The 21,913-nt window shown below is 51.7% G+C and carries 22 protein-coding genes and 1 pseudogene; 17 read left to right on the top strand and 6 right to left on the bottom strand.

All coding sequences use genetic code 11. The features are described 5' to 3' along the window. Nucleotides 1–21 precede the first annotated feature (21 nt). On the bottom strand, nucleotides 22–993 hold the full coding sequence (locus tag MLAB_RS08640; protein WP_011833999.1) for a DUF475 domain-containing protein: 972 nt from the start codon (nucleotides 991–993) through the stop codon (nucleotides 22–24). A gap of 101 nt (nucleotides 994–1,094) precedes the next feature. Here MLAB_RS08640 and MLAB_RS08635 point away from each other — a divergent pair, with 101 nt between their 5' ends. Together MLAB_RS08635 and MLAB_RS08630 are read left to right on the top strand one after the other, a co-directional pair. Beyond that, a complete protein-coding gene (locus tag MLAB_RS08635) occupies nucleotides 1,095–1,694 on the top strand; it encodes a DUF2115 domain-containing protein (RefSeq protein WP_052289004.1) in 600 nt (199 codons plus the stop codon). Between the two features lie 58 nt (nucleotides 1,695–1,752). Beyond that, nucleotides 1,753–3,024, top strand: a complete 1,272-nt coding sequence (locus tag MLAB_RS08630; RefSeq protein ID WP_011833997.1) for a cation:proton antiporter — start codon at nucleotides 1,753–1,755, stop codon at nucleotides 3,022–3,024. On the opposite strand, the gene MLAB_RS08625 is transcribed toward MLAB_RS08630, so the two are convergent. Continuing rightward, on the bottom strand, nucleotides 3,021–4,859 hold the full coding sequence (locus MLAB_RS08625; RefSeq protein WP_011833996.1) for a YgiQ family radical SAM protein: 1,839 nt from the start codon (nucleotides 4,857–4,859) through the stop codon (nucleotides 3,021–3,023). The genes MLAB_RS08630 and MLAB_RS08625 overlap by 4 nt on opposite strands. A gap of 479 nt (nucleotides 4,860–5,338) precedes the next feature. Here MLAB_RS08625 and MLAB_RS08620 point away from each other — a divergent pair, with 479 nt between their 5' ends. Both MLAB_RS08620 and MLAB_RS08615 read left to right on the top strand, forming a co-directional pair. Then, nucleotides 5,339–5,851 carry a DUF2178 domain-containing protein gene (locus MLAB_RS08620; protein WP_011833995.1) on the top strand — a complete coding sequence of 171 codons (513 nt, stop codon included), beginning with the start codon at nucleotides 5,339–5,341 and terminating at the stop codon, nucleotides 5,849–5,851. Beyond that, nucleotides 5,841–6,032 carry a helix-turn-helix transcriptional regulator gene (locus tag MLAB_RS08615; RefSeq protein ID WP_011833994.1) on the top strand — a complete coding sequence of 64 codons (192 nt, stop codon included), beginning with the start codon at nucleotides 5,841–5,843 and terminating at the stop codon, nucleotides 6,030–6,032. The genes MLAB_RS08620 and MLAB_RS08615 overlap by 11 nt, the downstream gene beginning before the upstream one ends. Nucleotides 6,033–6,105: 73 nt before the next feature. On the opposite strand, the gene MLAB_RS08610 is transcribed toward MLAB_RS08615, so the two are convergent. Next, on the bottom strand, nucleotides 6,106–6,774 hold the full coding sequence (locus MLAB_RS08610) for a DUF120 domain-containing protein (protein WP_011833993.1): 669 nt from the start codon (nucleotides 6,772–6,774) through the stop codon (nucleotides 6,106–6,108). Nucleotides 6,775–6,881: 107 nt separating this feature from the next. Between MLAB_RS08610 and MLAB_RS08605 the strand changes: the two genes are divergently transcribed. The 10 genes and pseudogenes from MLAB_RS08605 to MLAB_RS08560 all read left to right on the top strand — a co-directional run bounded on the left by MLAB_RS08605 (nucleotide 6,882) and on the right by MLAB_RS08560 (nucleotide 15,614). Beyond that, nucleotides 6,882–7,592, top strand: a complete 711-nt coding sequence (locus MLAB_RS08605; protein WP_011833992.1) for a helix-turn-helix domain-containing protein — start codon at nucleotides 6,882–6,884, stop codon at nucleotides 7,590–7,592. After that, nucleotides 7,586–8,629 (top strand): hydroxymethylglutaryl-CoA synthase, encoded by a 1,044-nt coding sequence (locus MLAB_RS08600; protein WP_011833991.1) that lies wholly within the window; start codon nucleotides 7,586–7,588, stop codon nucleotides 8,627–8,629. Before MLAB_RS08605 ends, MLAB_RS08600 begins: the two co-directional genes overlap by 7 nt. Nucleotides 8,630–8,637: 8 nt before the next feature. After that, nucleotides 8,638–9,801, top strand: coding sequence for a thiolase domain-containing protein (locus MLAB_RS08595; RefSeq protein WP_011833990.1), 1,164 nt, complete (start codon nucleotides 8,638–8,640; stop codon nucleotides 9,799–9,801). A gap of 1 nt (nucleotide 9,802) precedes the next feature. Then, nucleotides 9,803–10,195, top strand: a complete 393-nt coding sequence (locus MLAB_RS08590) for a Zn-ribbon domain-containing OB-fold protein (RefSeq protein WP_011833989.1) — start codon at nucleotides 9,803–9,805, stop codon at nucleotides 10,193–10,195. Nucleotides 10,196–10,540: 345 nt separating this feature from the next. Continuing rightward, a complete protein-coding gene (locus MLAB_RS08585; protein WP_048062128.1) occupies nucleotides 10,541–12,487 on the top strand; it encodes an NADH-quinone oxidoreductase subunit 5 family protein in 1,947 nt (648 codons plus the stop codon). Continuing rightward, a complete protein-coding gene (locus MLAB_RS08580; protein WP_011833987.1) occupies nucleotides 12,478–13,347 on the top strand; it encodes an NADH-quinone oxidoreductase subunit H in 870 nt (289 codons plus the stop codon). Before MLAB_RS08585 ends, MLAB_RS08580 begins: the two co-directional genes overlap by 10 nt. Continuing rightward, nucleotides 13,344–13,778 (top strand): NADH-quinone oxidoreductase subunit B family protein, encoded by a 435-nt coding sequence (locus tag MLAB_RS08575; RefSeq protein WP_011833986.1) that lies wholly within the window; start codon nucleotides 13,344–13,346, stop codon nucleotides 13,776–13,778. Before MLAB_RS08580 ends, MLAB_RS08575 begins: the two co-directional genes overlap by 4 nt. Further along, nucleotides 13,775–14,158 carry an NADH-quinone oxidoreductase subunit C gene (locus MLAB_RS08570; protein WP_011833985.1) on the top strand — a complete coding sequence of 128 codons (384 nt, stop codon included), beginning with the start codon at nucleotides 13,775–13,777 and terminating at the stop codon, nucleotides 14,156–14,158. The genes MLAB_RS08575 and MLAB_RS08570 overlap by 4 nt, the downstream gene beginning before the upstream one ends. After that, nucleotides 14,155–15,233 (top strand): annotated as a pseudogene (locus tag MLAB_RS10075) (hydrogenase large subunit). The gene MLAB_RS08570 and the pseudogene MLAB_RS10075 overlap by 4 nt, the downstream one beginning before the upstream one ends. Before the next feature lie 6 nt (nucleotides 15,234–15,239). After that, entirely contained in the window at nucleotides 15,240–15,614 is a 375-nt protein-coding gene (locus MLAB_RS08560; RefSeq protein ID WP_011833984.1) for a 4Fe-4S dicluster domain-containing protein, read from the top strand. A gap of 404 nt (nucleotides 15,615–16,018) precedes the next feature. Here the strand turns inward: MLAB_RS08560 and queC are convergent, their stop codons facing one another. Genes queC through MLAB_RS08545 form a run of 3 tightly spaced genes read right to left on the bottom strand, consistent with a single transcriptional unit; the run spans nucleotide 16,019 to nucleotide 17,696 of the window. After that, nucleotides 16,019–16,687, bottom strand: a complete 669-nt coding sequence (gene queC / locus MLAB_RS08555) for a 7-cyano-7-deazaguanine synthase QueC (protein WP_011833983.1) — start codon at nucleotides 16,685–16,687, stop codon at nucleotides 16,019–16,021. After that, nucleotides 16,684–17,292 (bottom strand): 7-carboxy-7-deazaguanine synthase QueE, encoded by a 609-nt coding sequence (locus MLAB_RS08550; protein WP_011833982.1) that lies wholly within the window; start codon nucleotides 17,290–17,292, stop codon nucleotides 16,684–16,686. The genes queC and MLAB_RS08550 overlap by 4 nt, the downstream gene beginning before the upstream one ends. After that, on the bottom strand, nucleotides 17,289–17,696 hold the full coding sequence (locus MLAB_RS08545; protein WP_011833981.1) for a 6-carboxytetrahydropterin synthase: 408 nt from the start codon (nucleotides 17,694–17,696) through the stop codon (nucleotides 17,289–17,291). Before MLAB_RS08545 ends, MLAB_RS08550 begins: the two co-directional genes overlap by 4 nt. Nucleotides 17,697–18,111: 415 nt before the next feature. Here MLAB_RS08545 and MLAB_RS08540 point away from each other — a divergent pair, with 415 nt between their 5' ends. Genes MLAB_RS08540 through MLAB_RS08530 form a run of 3 tightly spaced genes read left to right on the top strand, consistent with a single transcriptional unit; the run spans nucleotide 18,112 to nucleotide 21,364 of the window. Next, nucleotides 18,112–18,540 carry a 30S ribosomal protein S12 gene (locus tag MLAB_RS08540; RefSeq protein ID WP_011833980.1) on the top strand — a complete coding sequence of 143 codons (429 nt, stop codon included), beginning with the start codon at nucleotides 18,112–18,114 and terminating at the stop codon, nucleotides 18,538–18,540. A 5-nt stretch (nucleotides 18,541–18,545) separates the two neighbouring features. After that, nucleotides 18,546–19,130, top strand: coding sequence for a 30S ribosomal protein S7 (locus MLAB_RS08535; protein ID WP_011833979.1), 585 nt, complete (start codon nucleotides 18,546–18,548; stop codon nucleotides 19,128–19,130). A gap of 35 nt (nucleotides 19,131–19,165) precedes the next feature. Further along, the gene (locus MLAB_RS08530; RefSeq protein WP_011833978.1) at nucleotides 19,166–21,364 is read left to right on the top strand and encodes an elongation factor EF-2; all 2,199 of its coding nucleotides are present in this window, start codon (nucleotides 19,166–19,168) and stop codon (nucleotides 21,362–21,364) included. Nucleotides 21,365–21,913 lie beyond the last annotated feature (549 nt).

Genomic DNA, 21,913 nt, shown 5'->3' with positions numbered 1-21,913 from the left:
CCCTCTAAAAAATTACTTATCTTACTCTTTTCTCGGTGCCGGGCACTCTCCGTAATCATGTCTCTTTATTCTTCTAAGGGAGAGCCAGAAGAAGACCGCGACAATGCTCACGGTAAGGACGGGTGCGATCCAGATCGGCAGTTCAAGACCGAATCCTTCCGAGCACATGATGATACCCAGACAGAATATAGAATACATCGCTCCGTTCTTGAGATACGCATATTTCCGGATACTGTCAACATTTCGAATCGTCAGTTCACGAACGACCAAGGCTCCGATACCGTTTCCAATCAGAATCAGCGGTACCGACATCGTGAATGCGAATGCCCCGACGACTCCATCGATGGAAAATGTTGCGTCGATCACTTCGAGAAGCATCAGTTTGCTGATATCGGACTTGTGTCCCGTTTCATTCACGTCAACCGTTTTCGTTTCAAGTTCCAGGGATTTGGCATCTGCAAAAAGCCTGAATCCCTGCATGATAAAGAAGATCGCAGATCCCGCGACTGCCGCGACGGCGAGGAACGGATTTATCTGAACGGTAAAGTAAACGATTGCGAGAAGAATAATCGCAGCTGCCGCATAGAACCAGGGGCCTGTTTTGGAGAAAGCGAGTTCTCCAGGCACGATGCAGTTTTTCTGCTCCACCATAAACCAGTGCAGAAACAGAAAAATCATAAACACTCCTCCGGCGAGAAGGAGGAACGGAGCGCTATGCTCGATTGCGAGAGCCGCCGTCTCATCGCCTGAAAATGTCGCGGTAAGTGCCCCGATCGGACCAAGCGAGGGGGCTGATGCCCATATAATGGCCCAGGGAAGAAGCCCTCTGACTCCAAAAACTGCGATGATAAGACCCCAGGTAAGGAACCACCGGCGGGCCCAGGCCTTCATCGTGGATAAAATATCTGCATTAATTATGGCATTATCTATGCTGGCCACGGTCTCGAAAGCGACAAGACCAATGATGACGACTACAGCGTAGAGAATGTCCATGAAAACTACACTGTAGTTTGACGTATCGGGATATAAACATGTGTTGTTTTCCAGAACACAGATATTATAGGATTCGGAGCCAATGTTATATTCATCAGTCAATGGACATCTTTTCGCGTTCGGCCTCCTCCTCCCGGGAATTTATCGAAGAGACGGTCACGGCTCTTCTTTCTGCCGAGTCGAACCAGGCCGCGGCCGAGATCATCGGTCGGGCTCTCTCTGCCTACACGGTATTCGATCTCCAGTATATCGGCGGATATCTGAAGTGCGAAGCGGAACGCCTCCCCGATCCGTACCGTCGGTTGTATCGGCCGTACTGCATGGATCTCTTCGATCAGTATCATGCATTCATGCAGGATTTCAGGCCGGGTATTGTTTGTCATGGTCCGTTGCCCGATCTTGATCTCTGGAAAAAATACTGGACGGGTGTCCCCGAATACTGTTTTCAGGATGCGGTTTCTTCACAGAGTCCAAGGCCGGTCCAGAACCACCCCTTGTCCAAATTCTTCTACCGTCTGGTGTTTGCCTACGTCATGTTCGTAAAAGGGGGCTGCGGTCATCCGGTCGGCATGCCGTTTCCGGGAGGTTTTCGCATCCGGCAGGCGGGCGACATCGTCTACTGCCCGATTCGTGATCGGGAAAAGGATCTCCCGCAGGCGTTATGTAATTACTGCCCGGCAAAACAGGATCCCGATTTTTGAAATCCGAAGGCATTAAGAGAAATTCTTTTTACTAGCAGAACCTAAATTCAAGATACTTATGTTGGAAGAACTCATATCCACCATCGAATTTCAGATGAGTCTTCTGTTATTCGTTGCGCTGGGTGGTTATCTTCTCGCTACACGGATCCACCAGTCCGCGGTCATCGGCGAGATCCTGGTAGGTCTGATCGTCGGACCAAGCGTTCTCGGACTCATTACTTATACGGATTTTGTCCAGAGTCTTGCGGGTCTTGGCGCAATCATTCTGCTGTTTGTCATAGGGTTTGAATTTGAGCTGCGTGATATCACCAACTGGCGGTACATGGTAATTGCCCTCATCGGCGTTATCGTTCCGTGGGTCGGGGGCTACATCACCGCGGTCTTCTTCGGCATGGACTTTTACAGCGCCATTTTCATTGGTACCGCGCTGACGGCAACGAGTATTGCGATCACGGCAAATGTTCTGCGGGAGATGGGCAAGCTCCATCAGCCGTTTGCGAAGGCCATCATCGGTGCTGCGGTCATCGACGATATCTTAAGTTTGATCGTGCTTTCGATCTGTACCGATCTTGCCTCGACCGGCGAGCTTGTCCCTCTCGGAATCGGTTTAACCGTTATCAAAGCGTTCGGTTTCGTGATTATTGCTGCCGGTGTCGGTGTTAAAGTTATCCCGTATCTGATCACCAAGATGGATGAAACAAAGATCGCCCGGCAGTTCCCGGAGTTCGTGTTCATCTTTGCTATGATGATCGCATTCTTCTACGCAATGATGGCTGAAATGGTGGGGATCTCCGCTATTGTGGGGGCGTTCCTTGCGGGTGTCTGCGTGAACAGAGTCAGTCTGAAACATAGTATGGATATCAAACTCGGCGCCGAGTATCTGTATATCATCTTCGCGGCTATATTCTTCGTCTCGCTTGGTATCATCGCGGATCTGCGGTATCTCACGCAGGACATGATCCTCTTTATCGCCATCCTGACTGTCGTCGCCGTCATCACGAAAGTTGTCGGCTGCGGTCTCCCGGCGAAACTAACCGGGATGAGCTGGCGGGATGCGGCGGTGATCGGATTTGGTATGACTCCCCGCGGCGAGGTGGCAATGATCGTTGGTCTTATCGCTTTGAATCATTTCGAAGAGATGGCAGCCTTGGCTGTGGATCCGACGGAGGCTGCACATCTTCTCCAGCTTGGAAATGAGCTTTTCATCGCGATCGTGGTCGTGTCTCTTGTGACGACGATCATCGTTCCAATGATTTATCGGGGATTTTTCTTCAAGGGAGAAAAGCCCAAACCCCTTACATGTGAGCAGGAAAAGGAAATACAGGTTTAACTTCTTCTTTTTTTCGAACTGCCTGATTTTCTCACCGGGGGCAGACCTCTATTTGGAACCAGATCGCCGATCAGATCACGTCTTCCTGCTTTCAAAAGCCCCGAGACGACATATTCATACTGTTTTGGATCCTTCCACTGAAGCAGAGCTCTCTGAATCCGCTTTTCATCCCCCAGCGGCACGTAGACTTTTTTTCCGGTAAGAGGATGGATCCCTGTATAATACATCGCCGTCGAAAGGGTCATCGGGACCGGGGTAAAGTCCTGGACCTGTTCGGTGTACATCCCTTTCTCTCTAAGATATAGGGCAAGGGTAACCATATCGTCTATCCGGCACCCGGGGTGGGACGACATAAGATACGGAACGAGATACTGCCTCTTTAGCTTGTCTTTTTGGAGGGCATCGAATCTTTTGCAGAACGCATCGAAGACTGCTTTACCCGGTTTGTTCATCAGCTGAGTTACCCGATCGCTGATATGTTCGGGTGCCACTTTCAGGTGGCCCGAGATGTGGCGTTCGGTCAGCTCTCTCAGGTATCGGTCGCCCTCTTCCGTTTTTGGGATGAGGTCGTATCTTACTCCCGAGCTGATGAAAACATGTTTGACTTTTCGAATCTCCGATACGTTTCTGAGGAGGGAAATCTGTTCTGCTGTGCCTAACTTCATGGAAGGGCATGTCGTACAGTTTTTGTCGAGACACGGTCCGTTTTTCTCCCATTTTGCACAGCTGCAGGCATACATGTTTGCCGACGGCCCGCCCAGATCCGAGATCGTCCCTTTGAACTCAGGCATTTTGGCGATCCGCTCTGCTTCTCTCAAGATGGACGCTTCGCTTCGCGAGACGATCTCTTTTCCCTGATGATGAGTGATGGCGCAAAACGAACAGGCGCCGAAACAGCCGCGGTGGGTGGTGATGGAAAACTGGATCGGGGTGAGAGCCGGTATCGGCTCCTTGTATGCCGGGTGCTGTTTTCTTGTGTACGGAAGTTCGTAGATGATATCGAGTTCCTCGCTTGTAAGCGGGCGTGCCGGCGGGTTCTGGACGATGACCGTTTTCGGATGGGGCTGGATCAGCGTATCCTTCGAGAGGTACTGTATTTTAAACGTCTCCGCATAGGTTTCCTTGTTAACTACTGCCGGATATGCGGGAAGGATGATTCCTGTCGGCGGATGTTCCCGGAATTCTGCAATAGATATTGTGTAACTGGTGCCTCTGATATCGGTGAGGTCTTTGATCTCTTCGCCGTTTTTCAGGCGGGCGGCGATCTCGATCATCTGGAGTTCGCCCATTCCGTAAACGAGAAGCGAGGCGGGAGCGTCGGCAAGGATCCCCTGTTTGACCGAGTCGCTCCAGTAATCATAATGGGCGAAGCGTCTGAGACTTGCTTCGATCCCGCCGATTATTATTGGGGTGTCTTTGAACAGACGGTGCAGGATATTCGTGTAAACGAGGGTCGTTTTTTCCGGGCGGGTAAGTTTTCCTCCGGGCGAGTATGCATCGTCATGCCGGCGGCGGAGTGCCGGGGTGTAGGCGCTCACCATCGGATCGACGGCTCCGGGAAGAACGGCGAAGAAGAGGTTCGGTTTTCCAAACCGGGCAAAGTCCTTTCCTTCTCTTTCTTTCCAGTCGGGCTGGCTAATTATCGCAACGGAGAATCCTGCGTTGATCAGTGTTCGTCCGAGAAGTGCGGCGGCAAATGACGGATGATCGACATAGGCATCGGCCGATACGAGAATAATGTCCGGGGTCGATTTTCCGGTATTTTTTAGTTCTTCCGCTGTTATCGGGAGATAGTGCGGCTGGTCGGTTATTTTTCCGGGGGTGATTGCAGGCATTCTTATCACTATCGTGGGTTCTTTACGGAGATTAACTTTCACGCAGAGTTCCATGTTCAGAATGTTTATATTGTTAAATGAATTATATACAGATTAATGAAGTGTCGGATATGCCGATCCTTCATGACACAGACAGCACAGATTTTCCCAAATAGAACCATATACACACCAGCACACTCCGGATTCGGTCCACACACGCCATACAGGATCCGGAGATTCTTCTTTTTATTTTATTGATGGCATCTCCATCGCTGAAAACGGAAACTATATAATACATTATGTAAAATATGTTATACGCTGAAGTATGGGGTGGACGGGGATCGCCCTCCTGTTCTTCAGTACACAACAGGAAAAAGCAGAATCAGATTTTTTCTCATACCACCATACACAAATATCCGCCCTGACCCACACACACGGGGCGGATATTTATATTTTGCAAATCCTTATCGTGTTCAATTAACATAAAGTAGGATTAACCAATGAAGAAAAATACGTTCTATATTATATGCGGTCTGCTGGCTGTCTTGCTTCTTCTTTTATTCTGGCTCTCGATAGAACTTTCGAGTCCGGTGATTATCGCAGTTTCTATCCTAATAGCTGCTGTGCTTTTCTTCGTTCTCAAAAAGCGTGTCACCGATCTTGTTATGGATGAACGCAGTGTTTTAATCGATATGAAAACCGCCGCCGCTACGATCAAGGCATCGGTCGTTCTTTTCCTGACCGTTAATCTTGCAACGATCGTCTATGTGTTCAGCGGCCCCCTGGGTTTTCAGTCATTTACCTATCATCGCCAAAATGACATGATGCTCCCTGCCGGGAGTTTAGAATCCGTCCCGTATTTTCCCGTCCCTCCTGAGACGATCCCGATTTCACAGCTGGGGTTATTTGCCGTACTGCAGCTCATTTTGATTGTTGCGGCCCTCTTCATCTATGTGGGATTCAGGTTCTATTACGCCCGCAAGTTCGGGGTATGGGGTGAAGATGAAGAATAAGATCAAGGTCTACCGGGCTATGCACGATCTGACGCAGGACGCTCTTGCAAAAGAGTTAGGCGTGACCCGCCAGACGATCCTTGCGATAGAAAAAGGCAAGTATGATCCGTCCCTTGAACTGGCTTTTAGGATTTCCCGATATTTTCAGACTACTATCGAAGAAATATTTTCCTTTGAGTGATCGCTGGTTATTAGAATCCTGATCTTCTTTTCCGTGATCCGGATAAATGGAAATTTGCTAAAAAAGTTATGGTTTATCCTATGACCACAACGACTTCACTGTTTTCTGTAAGGTCCAGCGCATCGCGGAGCTGGGTGCCGGATATAACTTCAATGACTTCTTCCGGGTGGTGGGTTCGGCCTGGTACAACTATTGCGCACGGGATTCCTGATATTGTGCATTTGATGCAGCGTGCCTCGCCGAACATCCGGTGCTCATCTTTGAACCCGGGGACGATTGTCCATTCCAGAGAGTCCATACGTTTTCTGATCAGAACACTCTGCGGATTGAGTTTAATGTTGAGTGTCCCCGGATACGGAGTAAATCCGCAGAGTTTTTCAAACTGCTCCTGGTAATGGGGGATCGACATGTAGTATCTTCCCTCGCCCACCCCGGACATGACCGTCCCTGTGAGGACATACTGCTCGTCTTTTACATCGAATATTTTGGCGTACTCGGCAAACTCGCGGCGGAGATGCTCCTCCCCGGACCTGGTTACGAGAACATACTGGCCGGTCGACTCGGCGGTCCGCGAGATCATCTGTGCCTTTTCGAGCGACTGAAGTCTGCGTGATGCGGTCTGCTGACTGATCCCAAGCTGGTCTCCCAGTGCCTGCGTGGACAGACGCACCGGGCCTTTACACCCTCCAAGCAGAGCGATCCGCCGCAGACAGGCTGCATCCTCAGCATCTATTGTCTCCATAACTCATTGTTGGAGTGATTACTATATATGAGTTAGTATCGGTCATGTTCGCGTATTGACGAATTCGACAACCAACTTCTTATGTAAGTAACGAAATATAGGTAGGTATGAAGCCGGTACTTCGCCAGCAGCTTGCCGAGAAGATGGCAGGCGAAATCACCCTCTCCGATTCACCGGGAAAAGCTCTGAAAAAATGGCGTACAAGTTTTCAGATAGCTCCAGGTGTACTCGCAGATCATCTTGGAGTATCTCCGTCCGTTATCAGTGATTATGAGAGCGGTCGGAGGAAAAGTCCGGGAACGGGTGTCGTTGGGAAAATCGTAGACTCGCTTCTGGATGTTGACGAAGAAAATGGTGGGACATACATCAAAAAGTATGGCAAACTCCTGTTCTCGGATTACGACGACGAGGTCATTTATGATATTCATGACTTCGCTTCTTCTATTCCAATCAAGGAATTATCGGAACTGATTGAATGTACCCTCATCTGCGGGGAGCTGGATTCACAAATCTTCGGCTATACTGTTATAAACAGTACGAATGCCATTCTGAATCTTTCGCCCAATGAATTCAACCGCATTTACGGCTGGAGTACGGAGCGCGCTCTGATTTTCACGGATATTTCAACCGGAAAATCCCCGATGATCGCAATCCGCGTGACACCGTTCAAACCCCCGTATGTTATCCTTCAGGGGATAGAGGAGGCACATGTCAACCCGCTCGTCAAAAAGCTTGCAGAAAAAGATCACATTACCGTTCTCTGTACGCCCCTGGGAGTTCAGGATCTCGTTACACGTTTAAGGAAAACACAATGGTAGGCATAATCACCTACGGGGCATACATCCCCCGTTTCAGAATAAAAGTCGAAGAGATTGCCCGTGTATGGGGAGCGAACGCCGCGGAGATCACCGGCGGTCTTGGCGTTTTAGAAAAAGCCGTACCCGATTACGATGAAAACACGGCAACCTTTTCTGTAGAGGCCGCACGCTCGGCCCTTCGCCGGCGTCCAATAGACGTTGCCGACATAAAGGCAGTCTATGTAGGATCCGAGTCACACCCCTATGCCGTCAAACCGACCGCGGTCACCGTCGGAGAGGCAATCGGCGCAACACCCGTTATGACGGCTGCAGATTACGAATTCGCCTGTAAAGCCGGCACTGCCGCTATTCAGACGGCAATGGGTCTGGTATCATCGGGAATGATGAAATACGCCGTCGCAATCGGAGCGGACACCGCTCAGGGAGCTCCCGGCGATGCACTGGAATATACGGCAGCTGCCGGAGGAGCGGCATACGTTATTGGAAATGACGATCCGATAGCGGTCATCAATGAGACCTGCTCTTTTACCTCCGACACGCCGGATTTCTGGCGCCGCGAAGGAGAGGATTATCCAAGACACGGAGGAAGATTCTCCGGTGACCCCGGATACTTCAAACACACCCTTGGGGCTGCAAAGCTGATGATGGAACTTCGCGGAACGAAACCTTCCGATTATACGCATGCAGTCTTCCACCAGCCGAATGCCAAATTCCCGCAGAAAGCATCCCAGATGCTGGGATTCACGAAAGACCAGATCAAGGCGGGTCTTCTGGCCCCCACGCTCGGCAACACCTACAGCGGCGCTGTTCCTCTCGGTTTAGCAGCCGTTTTAGATGTGGCAAAACCCGGCGACCGGATCTTCGTTACAAGCTACGGCAGCGGCGCAGGATCCGATGCCTTCGACATCACCGTGACCGACGCGATTTTAGATAAGATCGACCGTTCCCAGGGTCCGTCCGTTGAACAGATGCTTTCCACAAAGAAGTATCTTGACTATGCAGTGTATGCCCGGCACAAGGGCAAGATCCGGATGTGAGGTGTATCATGAGAGATGTAGCAGTAATAGGTGCAGGAATCACGAAATTCGGAGAAAGATGGGACACATCTTTCCGTGATCTGTGTACAGAAGCAGGAATCGCCGCACTTGAAGATGCAAATGTGGCGGGCGAACAGATCGATGCATTGTTCGTCGGTTCGATGTCCGCCGGAAGATTCGTCGGTCAGGAACATGTCGGGGCACTCGTTGCCGATTACGTAGGACTCGGCGGAGACCTCCACACCCCGGCTACCCGTGTTGAAGCTGCCTGTGCCTCCGGAGGCCTTGCCTTCCGTCAGGCCGTAGCAGCAGTTTCTTCCGGCATGTCCGATGTCGTTATCGCGGCAGGTGTCGAGAAGATGACTGATGTCGGCGATTCGACGGATGTCCTTGCCGGAGCCGCTGACAGAGAGTGGGAAAGCTTTGCAGGAGCAACTTTCCCCGGTCTGTATGCGATGATCGCCTGCGACTACATGCACAAATACGGACTGACCCGCGAGCAGCTTGCCCAGGTTGCGGTGAAAAACCACTTCCACGGAGCAAGAAACCCGTATGCGCAGTTCCAGAACGAGATCACCCAGGCTACGGTGATGAACTCAACGCTCGTTGCCTCCCCGCTTAGGCTCTTCGACTGCTCGCCCGTTTCCGACGGTGCCGCGGTCGTTGTCGTCTGCCCGCTTGAAAAAGCACGGGAGTTTACCGACACGCCGATCAAGGTCCTTGCCTCAGCCCAGGCCGGCGATACGATCGCTTTACACGACCGCCCGGACTTTTCCACGATGGGTGCCACGGTCGCCGCAGGAAACTCCGCGTTCCGTCAGGCAAAACTCGAACGAAAGGACATCGACTTCGTTGAAGTTCACGACTGTTTCACGATCGCCGAACTTTGTGCGATCGAGGATCTCGGCTTCGTTCCGAAGGGAACTGCCGGCAAATTCACCGAGCAGGGCGAGACCCAGCTTGGCGGAAAGCTTCCGGTAAACACGTCCGGAGGTCTCAAGGCATGCGGCCACCCGGTCGGAGCCACCGGTATCAAACAGATCTGGGAAGTCGTCCAGCAGCTTCGCGGCGAAGGCGGCAAACGTCAGGTCGAAGGAGCAGAAATAGGTATGACCCAGAACGTCGGAGGAACCGGCGCAACCGTTGTATCGCACATCTTCGGGAGGGCCTGAGATGACCGTAGCACGATTCTGGAGAGAGATTCCCCAGAGATACAATATGGTCGGAACGAAATGCGATATCTGCGGGGATGTATTCTTCCCGCCAAGAGCAATCTGTCCGCACTGCCGCCGGGATGGAAAAATTGTCCCCTGCCAGTTCTCCGGGAAAGGAAAGGTTCTGACTTACTCGGTCCTCTCCGCAGCAAGCGATCAGTTCTCCGCACTGAAACCGTACGTTCTCGCGATCATTGAGCTCGAAGAAGGAACAAGGGTCACCTCCCATCTCGTCTGCGAACCCGACGAGGTCCGCATCGGTATGCCGGTCAAGTCCGTCTTCCGTGTTCTGGACCGCGAAGGTTCGGACGGGATCATCCATTACGGAACCAAATTCGTTCCGGATATCTAATCTTTTTTTTCTTCATACCTGTGCGGGCGCGCAGTTTCGGCCGCATTGATGGAATTCTTTGAGCATTTTTCAAGGAAATGTCCGTCCCTCATCCCATGGGTTAGGGAATTACCAGCTCTTCCCGGCGAATACCCCGGCTGTTTTCGTATCCGCACCGCCGGGCAAAAGACGGGTGCATGTTCAAATTGCGGGGGTGTATTCGAATATTTTGGAGGTATTCTTGAATATTTCCTCATGTTTTTCTGTATCGGGGCCTAGTATCCGCACCGAAAATGTTGAATCATCCCCGGGATGATTAGAATGATTAATAATGATGAATGCCCATACTTTCAACAAGTGATATCAATGTACCCGCCGGAACTCATTGCCATACTGATATTGCTGCTCGTTCCTGTTTGCGCCGCTGCACTCTTAGCGGTCTTCAAACCGGATCTTGTCCGCAATATCCTCGTAGGCATAACTTCGGTCATTATTATCGGGACGTCCATCTTCCTCGCTTGGAAAGCATTCCTTGCTCCCGTATCTGTGACCCTTGAGAATACCGAATGGATCGGCATTCTGTTATTCATCGTCGACCTGGCAATTGCCCTCATAATTCTGGGACTGTCCATAAAATATCGGAAAATACTTCCGCTCATTCTTTCCGGGATCCAGCTCATCCTTATCGTGATCCTCGAACTCTTCGGTGTTACCGGACCCCATGCAATAAAAACGTTCACGGTCAGCAGTCTTTCCGCGATCATGGTTCTTATCATCGGAATAATCGGAACGCTGATCTGCGTCTATGCTCTTGGCTACATGAAGGATTATCATGAACACCAGATCGGTGTTCCGGTGAGGAAACGCTACTTCTTTGCCGTGATGTTCATCTTCCTCTCGGCAATGTTCGGGCTGGTTCTCTCGAACAATCTGATGTGGGTTTTGTGCGCCTGGGAAATAACCACGCTCTGCTCCTTCCTTCTGATCGGGTACTCCCGCACCCCCGAAGCAGTGAAAAATGCGTTCCGTGCCGTGTGGATGAACCTGATCGGCGGGATATGCTTTACCCTGGCGATATTCTTCCTGCTTCGCATCAATTCGCCGGTAAGTCTTCTCTCGGTAAACAACCTGCTCAACTTCCCGAACGTCTCTCTTCTCACGATACCTCTGGCATTGATCGCCGTCGCGGGATTGACCAAGGCAGCTCAGATGCCGTTTTCCACCTGGCTTACGGGGGCAATGGTCGCTCCGACACCGGTCTCCGCCCTGCTCCACTCAAGTACCATGGTCAAGGCCGGCGTCTACCTTCTGGTCCTTTTCGCCCCGCTCTTCTCGCAGACCTGGGTTGGTATCTTCCTTGCTTTGATCGGGGCATTCACCTTCCTTGTGACCTCGGCTCTGGCAATCTCGCAGAGTAATGCGAAGAAAGTTCTTGCCTACTCCACGATCGCCAATCTCGGTCTGATCACCGCATGTGCCGGTATAGGCACGGCAGAGGCTATCGAAGCGGCTATCCTTTTGATCATCTTCCATGCGGTCGCCAAGGCGCTGCTCTTCCTTTGCGTCGGCGCAGTCGAACACAAGATCGGCAGCCGGGACATCGAGGATATGGACGGACTTCTGGTCCGTCTCCCGCTCTTGGCAACGATGATGGTCATTGGTATCTGCGGCATGTATCTTGCGCCGTTTGGTATGCTCATTTCCAAGTGGATAGCTCTGGAAGCCTTCATCACCGCTCCGTTTGGATGCGTCTTCGCATCTCTTCTTGCCTTTGGAAGTGCGTTTACCATATTCTTCTGGACCAAATGGCTCGGAAAACTGTTCATGAGAATGAACAGACCGCCGGCAGAAAAGATCACCCTGCACTTCTCCGAAAAAATTTCGGTCATCGTCATGGGGATTCTCGTGGTTGCCTGCTGTCTCGGGTTCCCGGCGATCATCTCCGGCGTGATCATTCCGTATCTCGACAGGATTCACCCGTACTTCTATCAGCCGAATAACGGATTATTCTTCTTCGATACCCTGGTCATGCTTGGTCTCATGGCGGCAATTCTCGTCTTCCTTGTGATCGGGGCTTTCCTCGGATCCAAAGAAGGCAGACCCATTCCGCCTTATCTTGGCGGCCGTGCGGTCGATACGGAAGGCAGGTTCCTCGGCTCCCTTGGCGTCTACAAAGAGGCGAAGGCCTCGAACTATTATCTCGAAGAATACTGCGGTGAGAACGTGCTTCTCAAACCCTCCTGGGTTATCTCGGGAATCCTTCTCATCGTGATGCTTGTTCTCGGATTTATGGGGGTGATGATATGGATATAATGTTTCTTGTAGGGGCGGTGGCCTTTCTGATACTTGCCCCGATCTTCGGCGGCCTTCTTACCGGATGCGACCGGGTACTGACTGCCCGTTTCCAGTCAAGGGTCGGCCCGCCGTTCCTTCAGCCGTTCTACGATGTGGCCAAACTCTGGCATAAGGAGAAGGCGTTCTCCAATCCTGTCGAGATCATCTTCACGACGGCATACTTACTCCTGATCGTATTTACCGGAATGATGTACGCGACCGGGGGCAGTTTCCTGTTTGTCGTCTTCTCGCTCGCACTCGCCCACACCTTCCTGATCCTTGCCGCGTATGCCGCGAACGCTCCGTTCTCCAACATAGGGGCGGAACGTGAACTTCTCGGCGTTATGATCGCCGAACCGATCCTGATCCTGCTTGCCGTAGGATTCTATATGGTCAGCGGAAGTTTCGAGACATTCCATATGCTGACTCTGGATGTACCAGGAATCGTTTATCTTCCCGGTGTGTTCATTGCTCTGATTGCGGTCCTGACGCTCAAACTGAGAAAATCGCCGTTCGATATCTCGACCTCGCACCATGCCCATCAGGAACTGGTGAAAGGCGTGACCACCTCGCTTTCGGGCAGGAGCCTTGCCAAAGTCGAGATCGCCCACTGGTACGAGATGATGATCTTCCTTTCCATGATTCTCATCTTCTTTGCCAATTATCCGGGACTTTCCGCAATTGCGATCGTTCTCGCGTTCCTTCTGGAAATCGTCATCGATAATGTCTTCCCGCGTGTGACCTGGAAGATGACGGTCAAGAGTCTGTGGATCATCACCCTCGTCTTTGGTGTTGGAAACATTGTCATACTCGGTATCTTTGGAGGTATGTTATTATGAGTTCGGCATCAAAATCCCCCTGGCTTCTCCATTACAATGCGTCCAGCTGTAATGGATGCGATATCGAGATCCTTGCCGCCTTAACGCCGGTGTACGACGTCGAGCGGTTTGGGATCATCAATACCGGAAACCCTGCGCACGCCGATATCTTTGTGGTAACGGGCGGGGTGAACGAACAGAACAAAGTTGTTCTGAAAAATCTCTACGACCAGATCCCCGAACCGAAAGTAGTGGTCGCGGTCGGAATCTGCGCATCGAGCGGCGGTGTTTTCCGCGACTGCTATAATATTTCCGGCGGCGTTGATACGATCATCCCGGTGGATGTGTATGTTCCCGGATGTTCCGTCCGTCCCGAGGCGCTTATCGAGGGAATTGTCAAGGCTCTCGGCGTTCTGGAAGAGAAACGTGCAGCTCTGGAGGCAAAAAAATGAATATGAAAATCGACCCAATACAGGCTGCCGATGTGCAGAAAACCGCCGGCACCATGAGATCCGGCGGCTACCGGCTGGTTGTCATTACCTGCACGCCGGCCGACGAAGGCTACTATATCACCTACTCATTCGAAAAGGAGGCGGATCTTCGGCATTACCGCATTACCGCTGCCGAAGGGATGACGATCCCGTCGATCGGGTCATCCTACGGCGGGGCATTCGTGTACGAAAACGAGATCCACGATCTGTATGGGTTTACGTTTGAAGGGATGTCTCTGGATTTCGGCGGAACGTTCATCAAAACATCCGTTCCTTATCCGTTCAAAAAGAAGGAGCAGCCGGCGCCTACGGTGACCGTCGTTAAGGAGGATAAAGAATGACCGGCAGACAGACGGTGATCCCGTTTGGACCCCAGCACCCCGTGCTTCCCGAGCCGATCCATCTGGATCTGGTCGTGGAAGACGAGCATGTCGTTTCGGCGATCCCGTCGATCGGGTATGTTCACCGCGGTCTCGAGAGCCTGGTTGACCGCCGGGAGTATCAGGACTTTGTGTTTCTCGCGGAGCGTATCTGCGGTATCTGCAGTTTCACGCACTCCTCGACCTTTTGCCAGGGCATTGAAGGTCTGATGGGTGTTCAGGTCCCTCCCCGGGCAACGTATCTTAGGACGATGTGGGGCGAGTACTCGCGTATCCACAGTCACCTTCTGTGGCTCGGCTTGTTTGCCGACTCGCTCGGGTTCGAGAGTCTGTTTTATCAGGCATGGAAGATCCGCGAATCGATCCTGGACGAGCTTGAAGCAACGACCGGCGGTCGGGTGATTCAGGGCGTAAGGTTGGCGGTGTCCACCGGGATGTTTCAAACTCCTTCCTTTCGGATATGGATGACCGGCTCGACGAGATCGAGGATGAGATGAAGGATCTCACGAACGTGTTCCTGAATGATTATACCCTGACCAAACGTCTGATCGGCAAAGGCGTTCTCTCAAAAGAGGATGCCTATTATCTTGGAGCGGTCGGTCCGACCGGCCGAGGCAGCGGTCTTGAGCTGGATGCCCGGTCTACCGGCTATCTCGCCTACGGCGATATCGGGTTCAAACCGGTCGTTGAAAAAGGCGGCGACGGATACGCCCGCTGTGCGGTCAGATGCAGGGAACTTTTCCAGTCGGTGGAGATCATCCGCCGGGTGATCACCGATATGCCGGACGGCGAAGTTTTCACAGCCGTGAAGGGCACTCCCGACGGAGAATACTTCAGCCGCTCCGAGCAGCCCAGAGGCGAAGTCATCCATTACCTGAAAGGGAACGGAACCAAGAATCTTGCACAGTTCCGCGTGAGAACGCCGACTCTGACGAATATCCCGCCGCTGGTGTCGATCCTTGCAGGCTGTGAACTTGCCGATGTCCCGCAGATCGTTTTGACGATCGATCCGTGTATCGGCTGTATGGAGAGGTGAAACGTCATGAAGATGCTTAAAACGATCCTGAAACAGTTCTTCGACAAGCCTGCGACGACGACGTTCCCGTATACTCCGCTGGAAAATTTCGAGGGGACACGGGGTCATCTGGTCTTCGATCCGTCGAAGTGCACGTCATGCATGATGTGTATGAAACGGTGTCCTTCGCAGGCGATCACCGTTCAGCGGGCCGAAAAGATCTGGACACTCGACCGGTTCCGCTGTGTTATGTGCGGGAACTGTGTTGATGTGTGTAAGTTCGATGTTCTCTCGATGGAACGGGAATACGCGAAGTCCGCGACCCCGACGGAGCGGGGCGTCGAGACCTACGAGATCACGTATGTGAAACCCGAGCGGCCGAAAAAGGAAACCGCAGAGTAATCCTTTTTTTTCTTTTATTTTTCGAGCGAATTTTCCGTAGAAAAAAGAGCGTTTTTTTAATGGGAGTTACGAGGGTCTCACCCAATCCAATTCGGGAGGGGTATGGCTGGGTGTCGAGACAAGAGATTATTTAACCGCGAATCTCCGCCAATCTTCGCGAATCGCATTTTTCTTGCGCCGTCGTGCTCTGCTCCGGCTGATGCGTGCAAATCTTCGATTTGCACGCATCAGCCGGAGCAGAGAACCCGAACGTAAGGAAAATGCGATTCGCGTTAATTCGCGGAGATTCGCGGTTGGTTTTTTTCTTACGTCTGCACTAATGCCGTACACGAAATCGAAGTACATCTCATAAGTGCGTCATTTTTTTCGGTTGAGAGTACACCGCAGAAGCCTGATTTCAAAAATTATTTTTTATAGGGGATCGGATCTTCCATCCCGAGGTCGGCAAAAGCCTTCAGCCGTGCAAGACAGGATGAACATACCCCGCAAGCCTCATCGTTCTCCGAATAACAGGACCAGGTATGCTCATACGGAACGCACAATTCCATCCCTTCCTTCAGGATATCGGTCTTGTTCATCATAACAAAAGGAGTCAGCAGTTCAATCGACTTTTCCGTCTGGGTCCCGACATAAATGGCATGCTGCATCGCCTCGATGAACCGGGGAGTACAGTCCGGATATCCTGTGTGGTCGCCTGACTGGACGCCGATGAAAATCGCCTCGCCGTCACGCGATTCGCAGTAGGACGTCGCGATCGAAATCAGATTCCCATTTCTGAACGGCACATACGTATTCGGATTATCCGCTCTGCCAAGCACGCCGGCTTCCACTTCGATGTTCATATCGGTCAGACTGCTCGCTCCAAACTTCTTGAAGTAATCCAGAGAAATCTCCAGAAATTCCACCACGCCAAGGACGTCTGCTACCTTCTTTGCAGCTTCAAGTTCTTTTCTTTCCGTTCTCTGACCGTAATTCACGTGAAGGGCCAGAATATCATACCCCATCTTCTTTGCAACAAAGGCAAGAGTCGTGGAGTCCATTCCTCCTGAAAGGAGGCATACTGCTTTTTTCATTGTACATTCACCACTTTATGCAGCTGAAGCTGGAATCTGACCGGCAGACGTTCAGCTATGATCGTTTCAACGAGCCACTTCGTATCCGTGCCGAATACGGGCGTGATACAGACCGGGGCTTTCGGTTTATGGGCGGCGAGGACCTCGACCATATACAGATAATCCGCCTCGTCGCCGATCACGAATTTCACACAGTCGTTTTCCGTAAGGGCCGACAAAAGCGACAGATCGCTCATCTCCCCGGAAGAAGGGCACTTCACATCCATACAAATGGACGCATACGCCGAAACATCGTCGAACGGGATCGTACCGTTCGTTTCGATATCCACATGGATATCAGCGGCCGCAAGGATCTCCAGAAGGGGAATCAGCTCCTCTTTCTGGAGAAGGGGTTCGCCTCCCGTCACGCAGACATAGGAAAGACCGGAGTCCGCGATCTCTTTCACGAGTTCATCCACGCTTCTGTCGGTCCCTTTCTCGAACGAGTATTCGGTGTCGCACCAGGCGCATCGGAGATTACAGCCCGAAAGCCTGAGGAAAAAACAGGGCATACCCTGTCTTTCGCCTTCTCCCTGCAGACTCACAAACGTTTCGGTGACTCTCATTCTGCAAAGACCTCGGCATAGCAGCCTTCCGACTCCCATACCCGCAGTTTTGCGACCCGGGCGCTCAGATCATGCTCTCTGCAGAACGTGTTGAGCCGTTCGCGAATATCTTCTGCCAGAAGTTCGCTTGTCGGGTCGCCGTTTGTAAGAACCGGTGTCTGGAATCGGGAAAGGGCCTCCACCATCGGATCGTCTTTATTCAAAACGACCTGATGATCGTAGACGTTGATGATGTTTTTGATGATATTGTAATCAAGCAGGATCCGTGATTTTTCGTCGGGCGTTCCATCCATCCAGACCTCAACACTCCAGCGGTGACCATGCAGCCTGGAACATTTGCCTTCGTAATGCATCAGACGGTGGGATGCATCGAAGTGGGTTTCTTTATAGATCCGGGTAACCATTAGTGTACTGTTTTGCCTTGAAGACCATAATACTCTTCCTCGAGGCTCATCGGCATTCCGCGAGGGCACGCATTTTTCCCGTTGCTCGCCCGCAGTCTGCGGTGATGTGGGGGTGCCTGCTGTCTTCACCCGCGAAACCGATTCCTGAAATGTAATATATAAATGTGCTGATTGAAAGTTGGCCTTTCCAAAATTTATCGACAAAACTGCTGTTTTTTGCTCTCTCTGAGAGTGCCCATTAGTATTATTATCACTCCCCGCTCATAAGTATAGGAACACGCTGAGAAGACCGTATCCATGTTTGGCATGGTCTGTCAGCAGGTGTTTGGGTTCTTCTATGCAGGATCCCGAACCATCCCTCCCGTTATTCGGGCGGGTCCATTCACAATATAATCCAAACCAATGAGGAAACTTCATGGGACAGGGAAAATTCGCAGCTAGAAATCTCGTTCGCACCGCAAAGAAATTCCGGTGGAGCGACTCAGTTTACTCGCGCAGAGCACTTAAACTGAAACTGAAAGCAGATCCCCTCGAGGGAGCACCAATCGGACGCGCAATCGTTCTTGAAAAGGTCGGTGTGGAAGCAAAACAGCCGAACTCGGCAATCAGAAAATGTGTCCGTGTTCAGCTGATCAAAAACGGCCGCCAGGTCACCGCCTTCGCGGTCGGCGACGGTGCCATCAACTTCATTGATGAACACGACGAAGTTACCATTTGTGGTATCGGTGGTCGTGCAGGCCGTTCAATGGGTGATATCCCCGGTGTCCGTTTCGTTGTAAGCGGCGTCAACGGCGTCTCACTTAACGAACTTGTTATCGGACGTGCCGAGAAAGCAAGAAGGTAAATAGTATGACCGAAGAAGCAGCAACCAGCAAGATCCTTCTCTTTAACAAGTGGGATATGAGCGAAGTCGTCGTCAAAGACGCCGGCATGGTCAGATACGTCACTATCACCTCAACCGAAGTTCCAAGCAGCTGCGGCAGACTTACCCAGCAGCAGTTTACCAAGAGCGAAATGGCGATCGTCGAAAGACTCATCAACCGTCTCATGCAGCAGGAGTACAACACCGGTAAGAAGATGATGTGCACCAAGATGGTCATGGACGCGTTCGATGTCATCAACAAGAAGACCAAGCAGAACCCGCTTCAGGTCCTTGTCGACGCCGTAGCCAATGCAGGACCCCGCGAAGAGACCGTTCGTCTGAAGTACGGCGGTATCAACGTTCCAAAGTCCGTCGACTCGGCCCCGATCCGCCGCGTCAACACGGCTCTCAGATACATTGCTCTTGCAACCTGGAAAGGTTCGCACAAAACAAAGAAGCCGGCATATCTTGTGCTCGCCGATGAACTCATCATGGCGGCAAAAGGCGATGCAAAATGCTTCTCTGTTGGAAAGAAGGAAGAAGTCGAACGGATTGCAAAATCCGCACGGTGATCCCCCCATATATTCTTTTTTAAAAAAGGTGTTTTATGTCACGCGGAAAAAAGATGGTAGAACGAATTACGGAGCTCATGAATGATCCCGAGCACATCCGTAATATCGGTATCGTAGCGCACATTGACCACGGAAAGACCACCCTTTCAGATAACCTTCTTGCCGGCGCAGGAATGATCAGCGAGGAACTATCCGGTAAAGCCTGCTGGATGGACTCGGATGAGGAAGAGCAGGCACGCGGTATCACCATTGATGCATCGAACGTATCCATGGTCCACAAAGTCGGCGACCACGAGTATCTTATCAACATGATCGATACTCCCGGCCACGTCGACTTCGGCGGAGATGTTACCCGTGCAATGCGTGCAGTCGACGGCGCAGTCGTCGTTGTGGACGCAGTCGAAGGTCCGATGCCCCAGACGGAGACCGTTCTTCGTCAGGCACTCAAAGAGGGTGTTCACCCGGTCCTGTTCATCAACAAGGTCGACAGACTTATCAACGAACTGAAGGTCAACCCGCAGGAAATGATGATCCGCCTTGGAAAAGTTATTGACAAGGTCAACAAGCTTATCAAAGGCATGAACGAGGATCTCTACACCAACGGCGGCTGGAAACTCGATGCAATGAAAGGAAACGTCGCATTCGGATCCGCTCTTTACAACTGGGCAATTTCGATCCCCTACATGAAGAAGTCCGGCGTCACGCTCCAGACCGTTATCGACAAGTGTAACGAGGGCGACTCGAAGTACCTTGCAAAGGCATCCCCGCTTCACGCAGTCCTTCTCGATATGGTCGTAACCTTCCTCCCGAACCCGCTCCAGGCACAGGGTAAGAGATGCCACATCATCTGGCACGGCGATGTTGAGTCACCGATCGGAAAGGCAATGTACGCCTGCGATTCAAACGGTCCGGTCGCTATGATGATCACCGATATCTCCTTCGATAAACACGCAGGAGAGGTCGCAACCGGTCGTTTATTCTCGGGAACCCTTTCCCGCGGTCAGGAGGTCTTTATCTCCGGTACTGCAGGTAAGCCGAACAGACTTCAGGGTGTCGGTATCTTCATGGGTCCGACCCGTGTTGAAGTAGATAAGATCGTTGCCGGAAACATTGCGGCAGTCACTGGTCTCAGCGATGCTATCGTCGGTTCAACCGTTACGTCCCTTAAGGATATGACGCCGTTCGAATCCCTCAAGCACTACTCCGAGCCTGTTATGACCGTCGCGGTCGAAGCAAAGAACATGAAGGATCTTCCAAAACTCATCGAAGTTCTTCACCAGGTAGGTAAAGAGGATCCGACCGTTCGTATCAACATCAATGAAGAGACGGGCGAGCACCTTATCGCCGGTATGGGCGAACTCCACCTTGAGGTCGTTACCGGCCGTATCAAGAGAGATAAGGGTGTAGAGATCGTTACGTCCCCGCCGATCGTTGTGTACCGTGAGACGGTTTCCAAGCCGCTTGAGGGTACTGTCGAAGGTAAGTCTCCAAACAGACACAACAGATTCTTTATGTCTGTCGAGCCGATGCCGGAAGCCATTCTTAATGCGATCCAGTCGAACGAGATCTCCATGAACATGGACAACATTGCCCGCCGTGATGCGCTTGTCGCACTTGGCATGGACAAGGATGAAGCCAAGTCCGTGAAGGATATCTACGGCTCGAACATGTTCATCGACTGCACGAAAGGTATTCAGTACCTGAATGAAACGATGGAACTGATCATCGACGGTATTCACGAGGCACTCGACGGCGGACCGCTCGCTGACGAGCAGGTTCAGAATGTTCTGATCAAGCTGCACGATGTGAAGCTTCACGAGGATGCTATCCACCGTGGTCCGGGACAGGTCATTCCGGCAGTTCGCGGCGGTATGAAGGCGGCTCTTCTTATGGCCGGCGACACGCTGCTTGAACCGATGCAGAAGATCCAGATCACCGTTCCGCAGGATCAGATGGGAGCTGCCATTTCCCAGATCCAGGGACGCCGCGGTCAGCTGTCCACGACCGAGTCCGAGGGTGACCAGATCGTGGTTAACGGTGAGGCACCGGTTGCCGAGCTCTTTGGTTTCGCGGGCGATATCCGTTCAGCAACCGAAGGCCGCGCTATGTGGTCTACCGAGTTCGCAGGTTTCTCCGCTGTTCCCCAGGGAATGCTTTCCGAGATCGTTATGGGTATCAGAAAGAGAAAGGGTCTCAAAGAACAGATCCCGACTCCGAAGGATTACCTCGAGTAAATTCAATCGTTCACGTCCAAGGGTCATTGGGTCGTTTCGCACAGGAGGATATGCCTGCTGCGAAACATGAATATCTTTTTTTTGCATTTTCCAGCCGGGAATATTTTTGACGAAATAGGTGGTGTTTCCTATTTTCAATATGGAAAAATATGGGAAAAATACTAGAGATGGATAGAGAAAAGGGGCCTGTTATCGAAGAGATTTATCGGATGTGCGGTTTGATTCGGTGAATCTGTGTTGTTGTGGATTTTCGGGTGCGGGAGCGTACGTTGAATTCGTGTAAGGGATTCTTTGGAACTATAAGATATCCCACCGCGAATAATCGCGAATCTCCGCGAATCGCATTTTTCCTGTTTCGCCTTCTTGACCTTCGGTCGCGTCCCTACGCTCCGCCTTATCGGCTCCGCGTGGCCGGGACGGCGAAACGAAAAATGCTGGAAAACCCGCGTCGCGGGTTTTCTTTAAAGAGGGTCAAATCCTCGTAATTACAAAAATATCACAATTCTCTCGGTAGAAAACCCGCGACGCGGGTTTTCCAGCATTTGTCCA

It is taken from the genome of Methanocorpusculum labreanum Z (assembly GCF_000015765.1).
Classification (GTDB): Archaea; Halobacteriota; Methanomicrobia; order Methanomicrobiales; family Methanocorpusculaceae; genus Methanocorpusculum; species Methanocorpusculum labreanum.
Note: the sequence above shows the minus strand (reverse complement) of the source record. Positions and strands in the feature narration are given on the sequence as shown.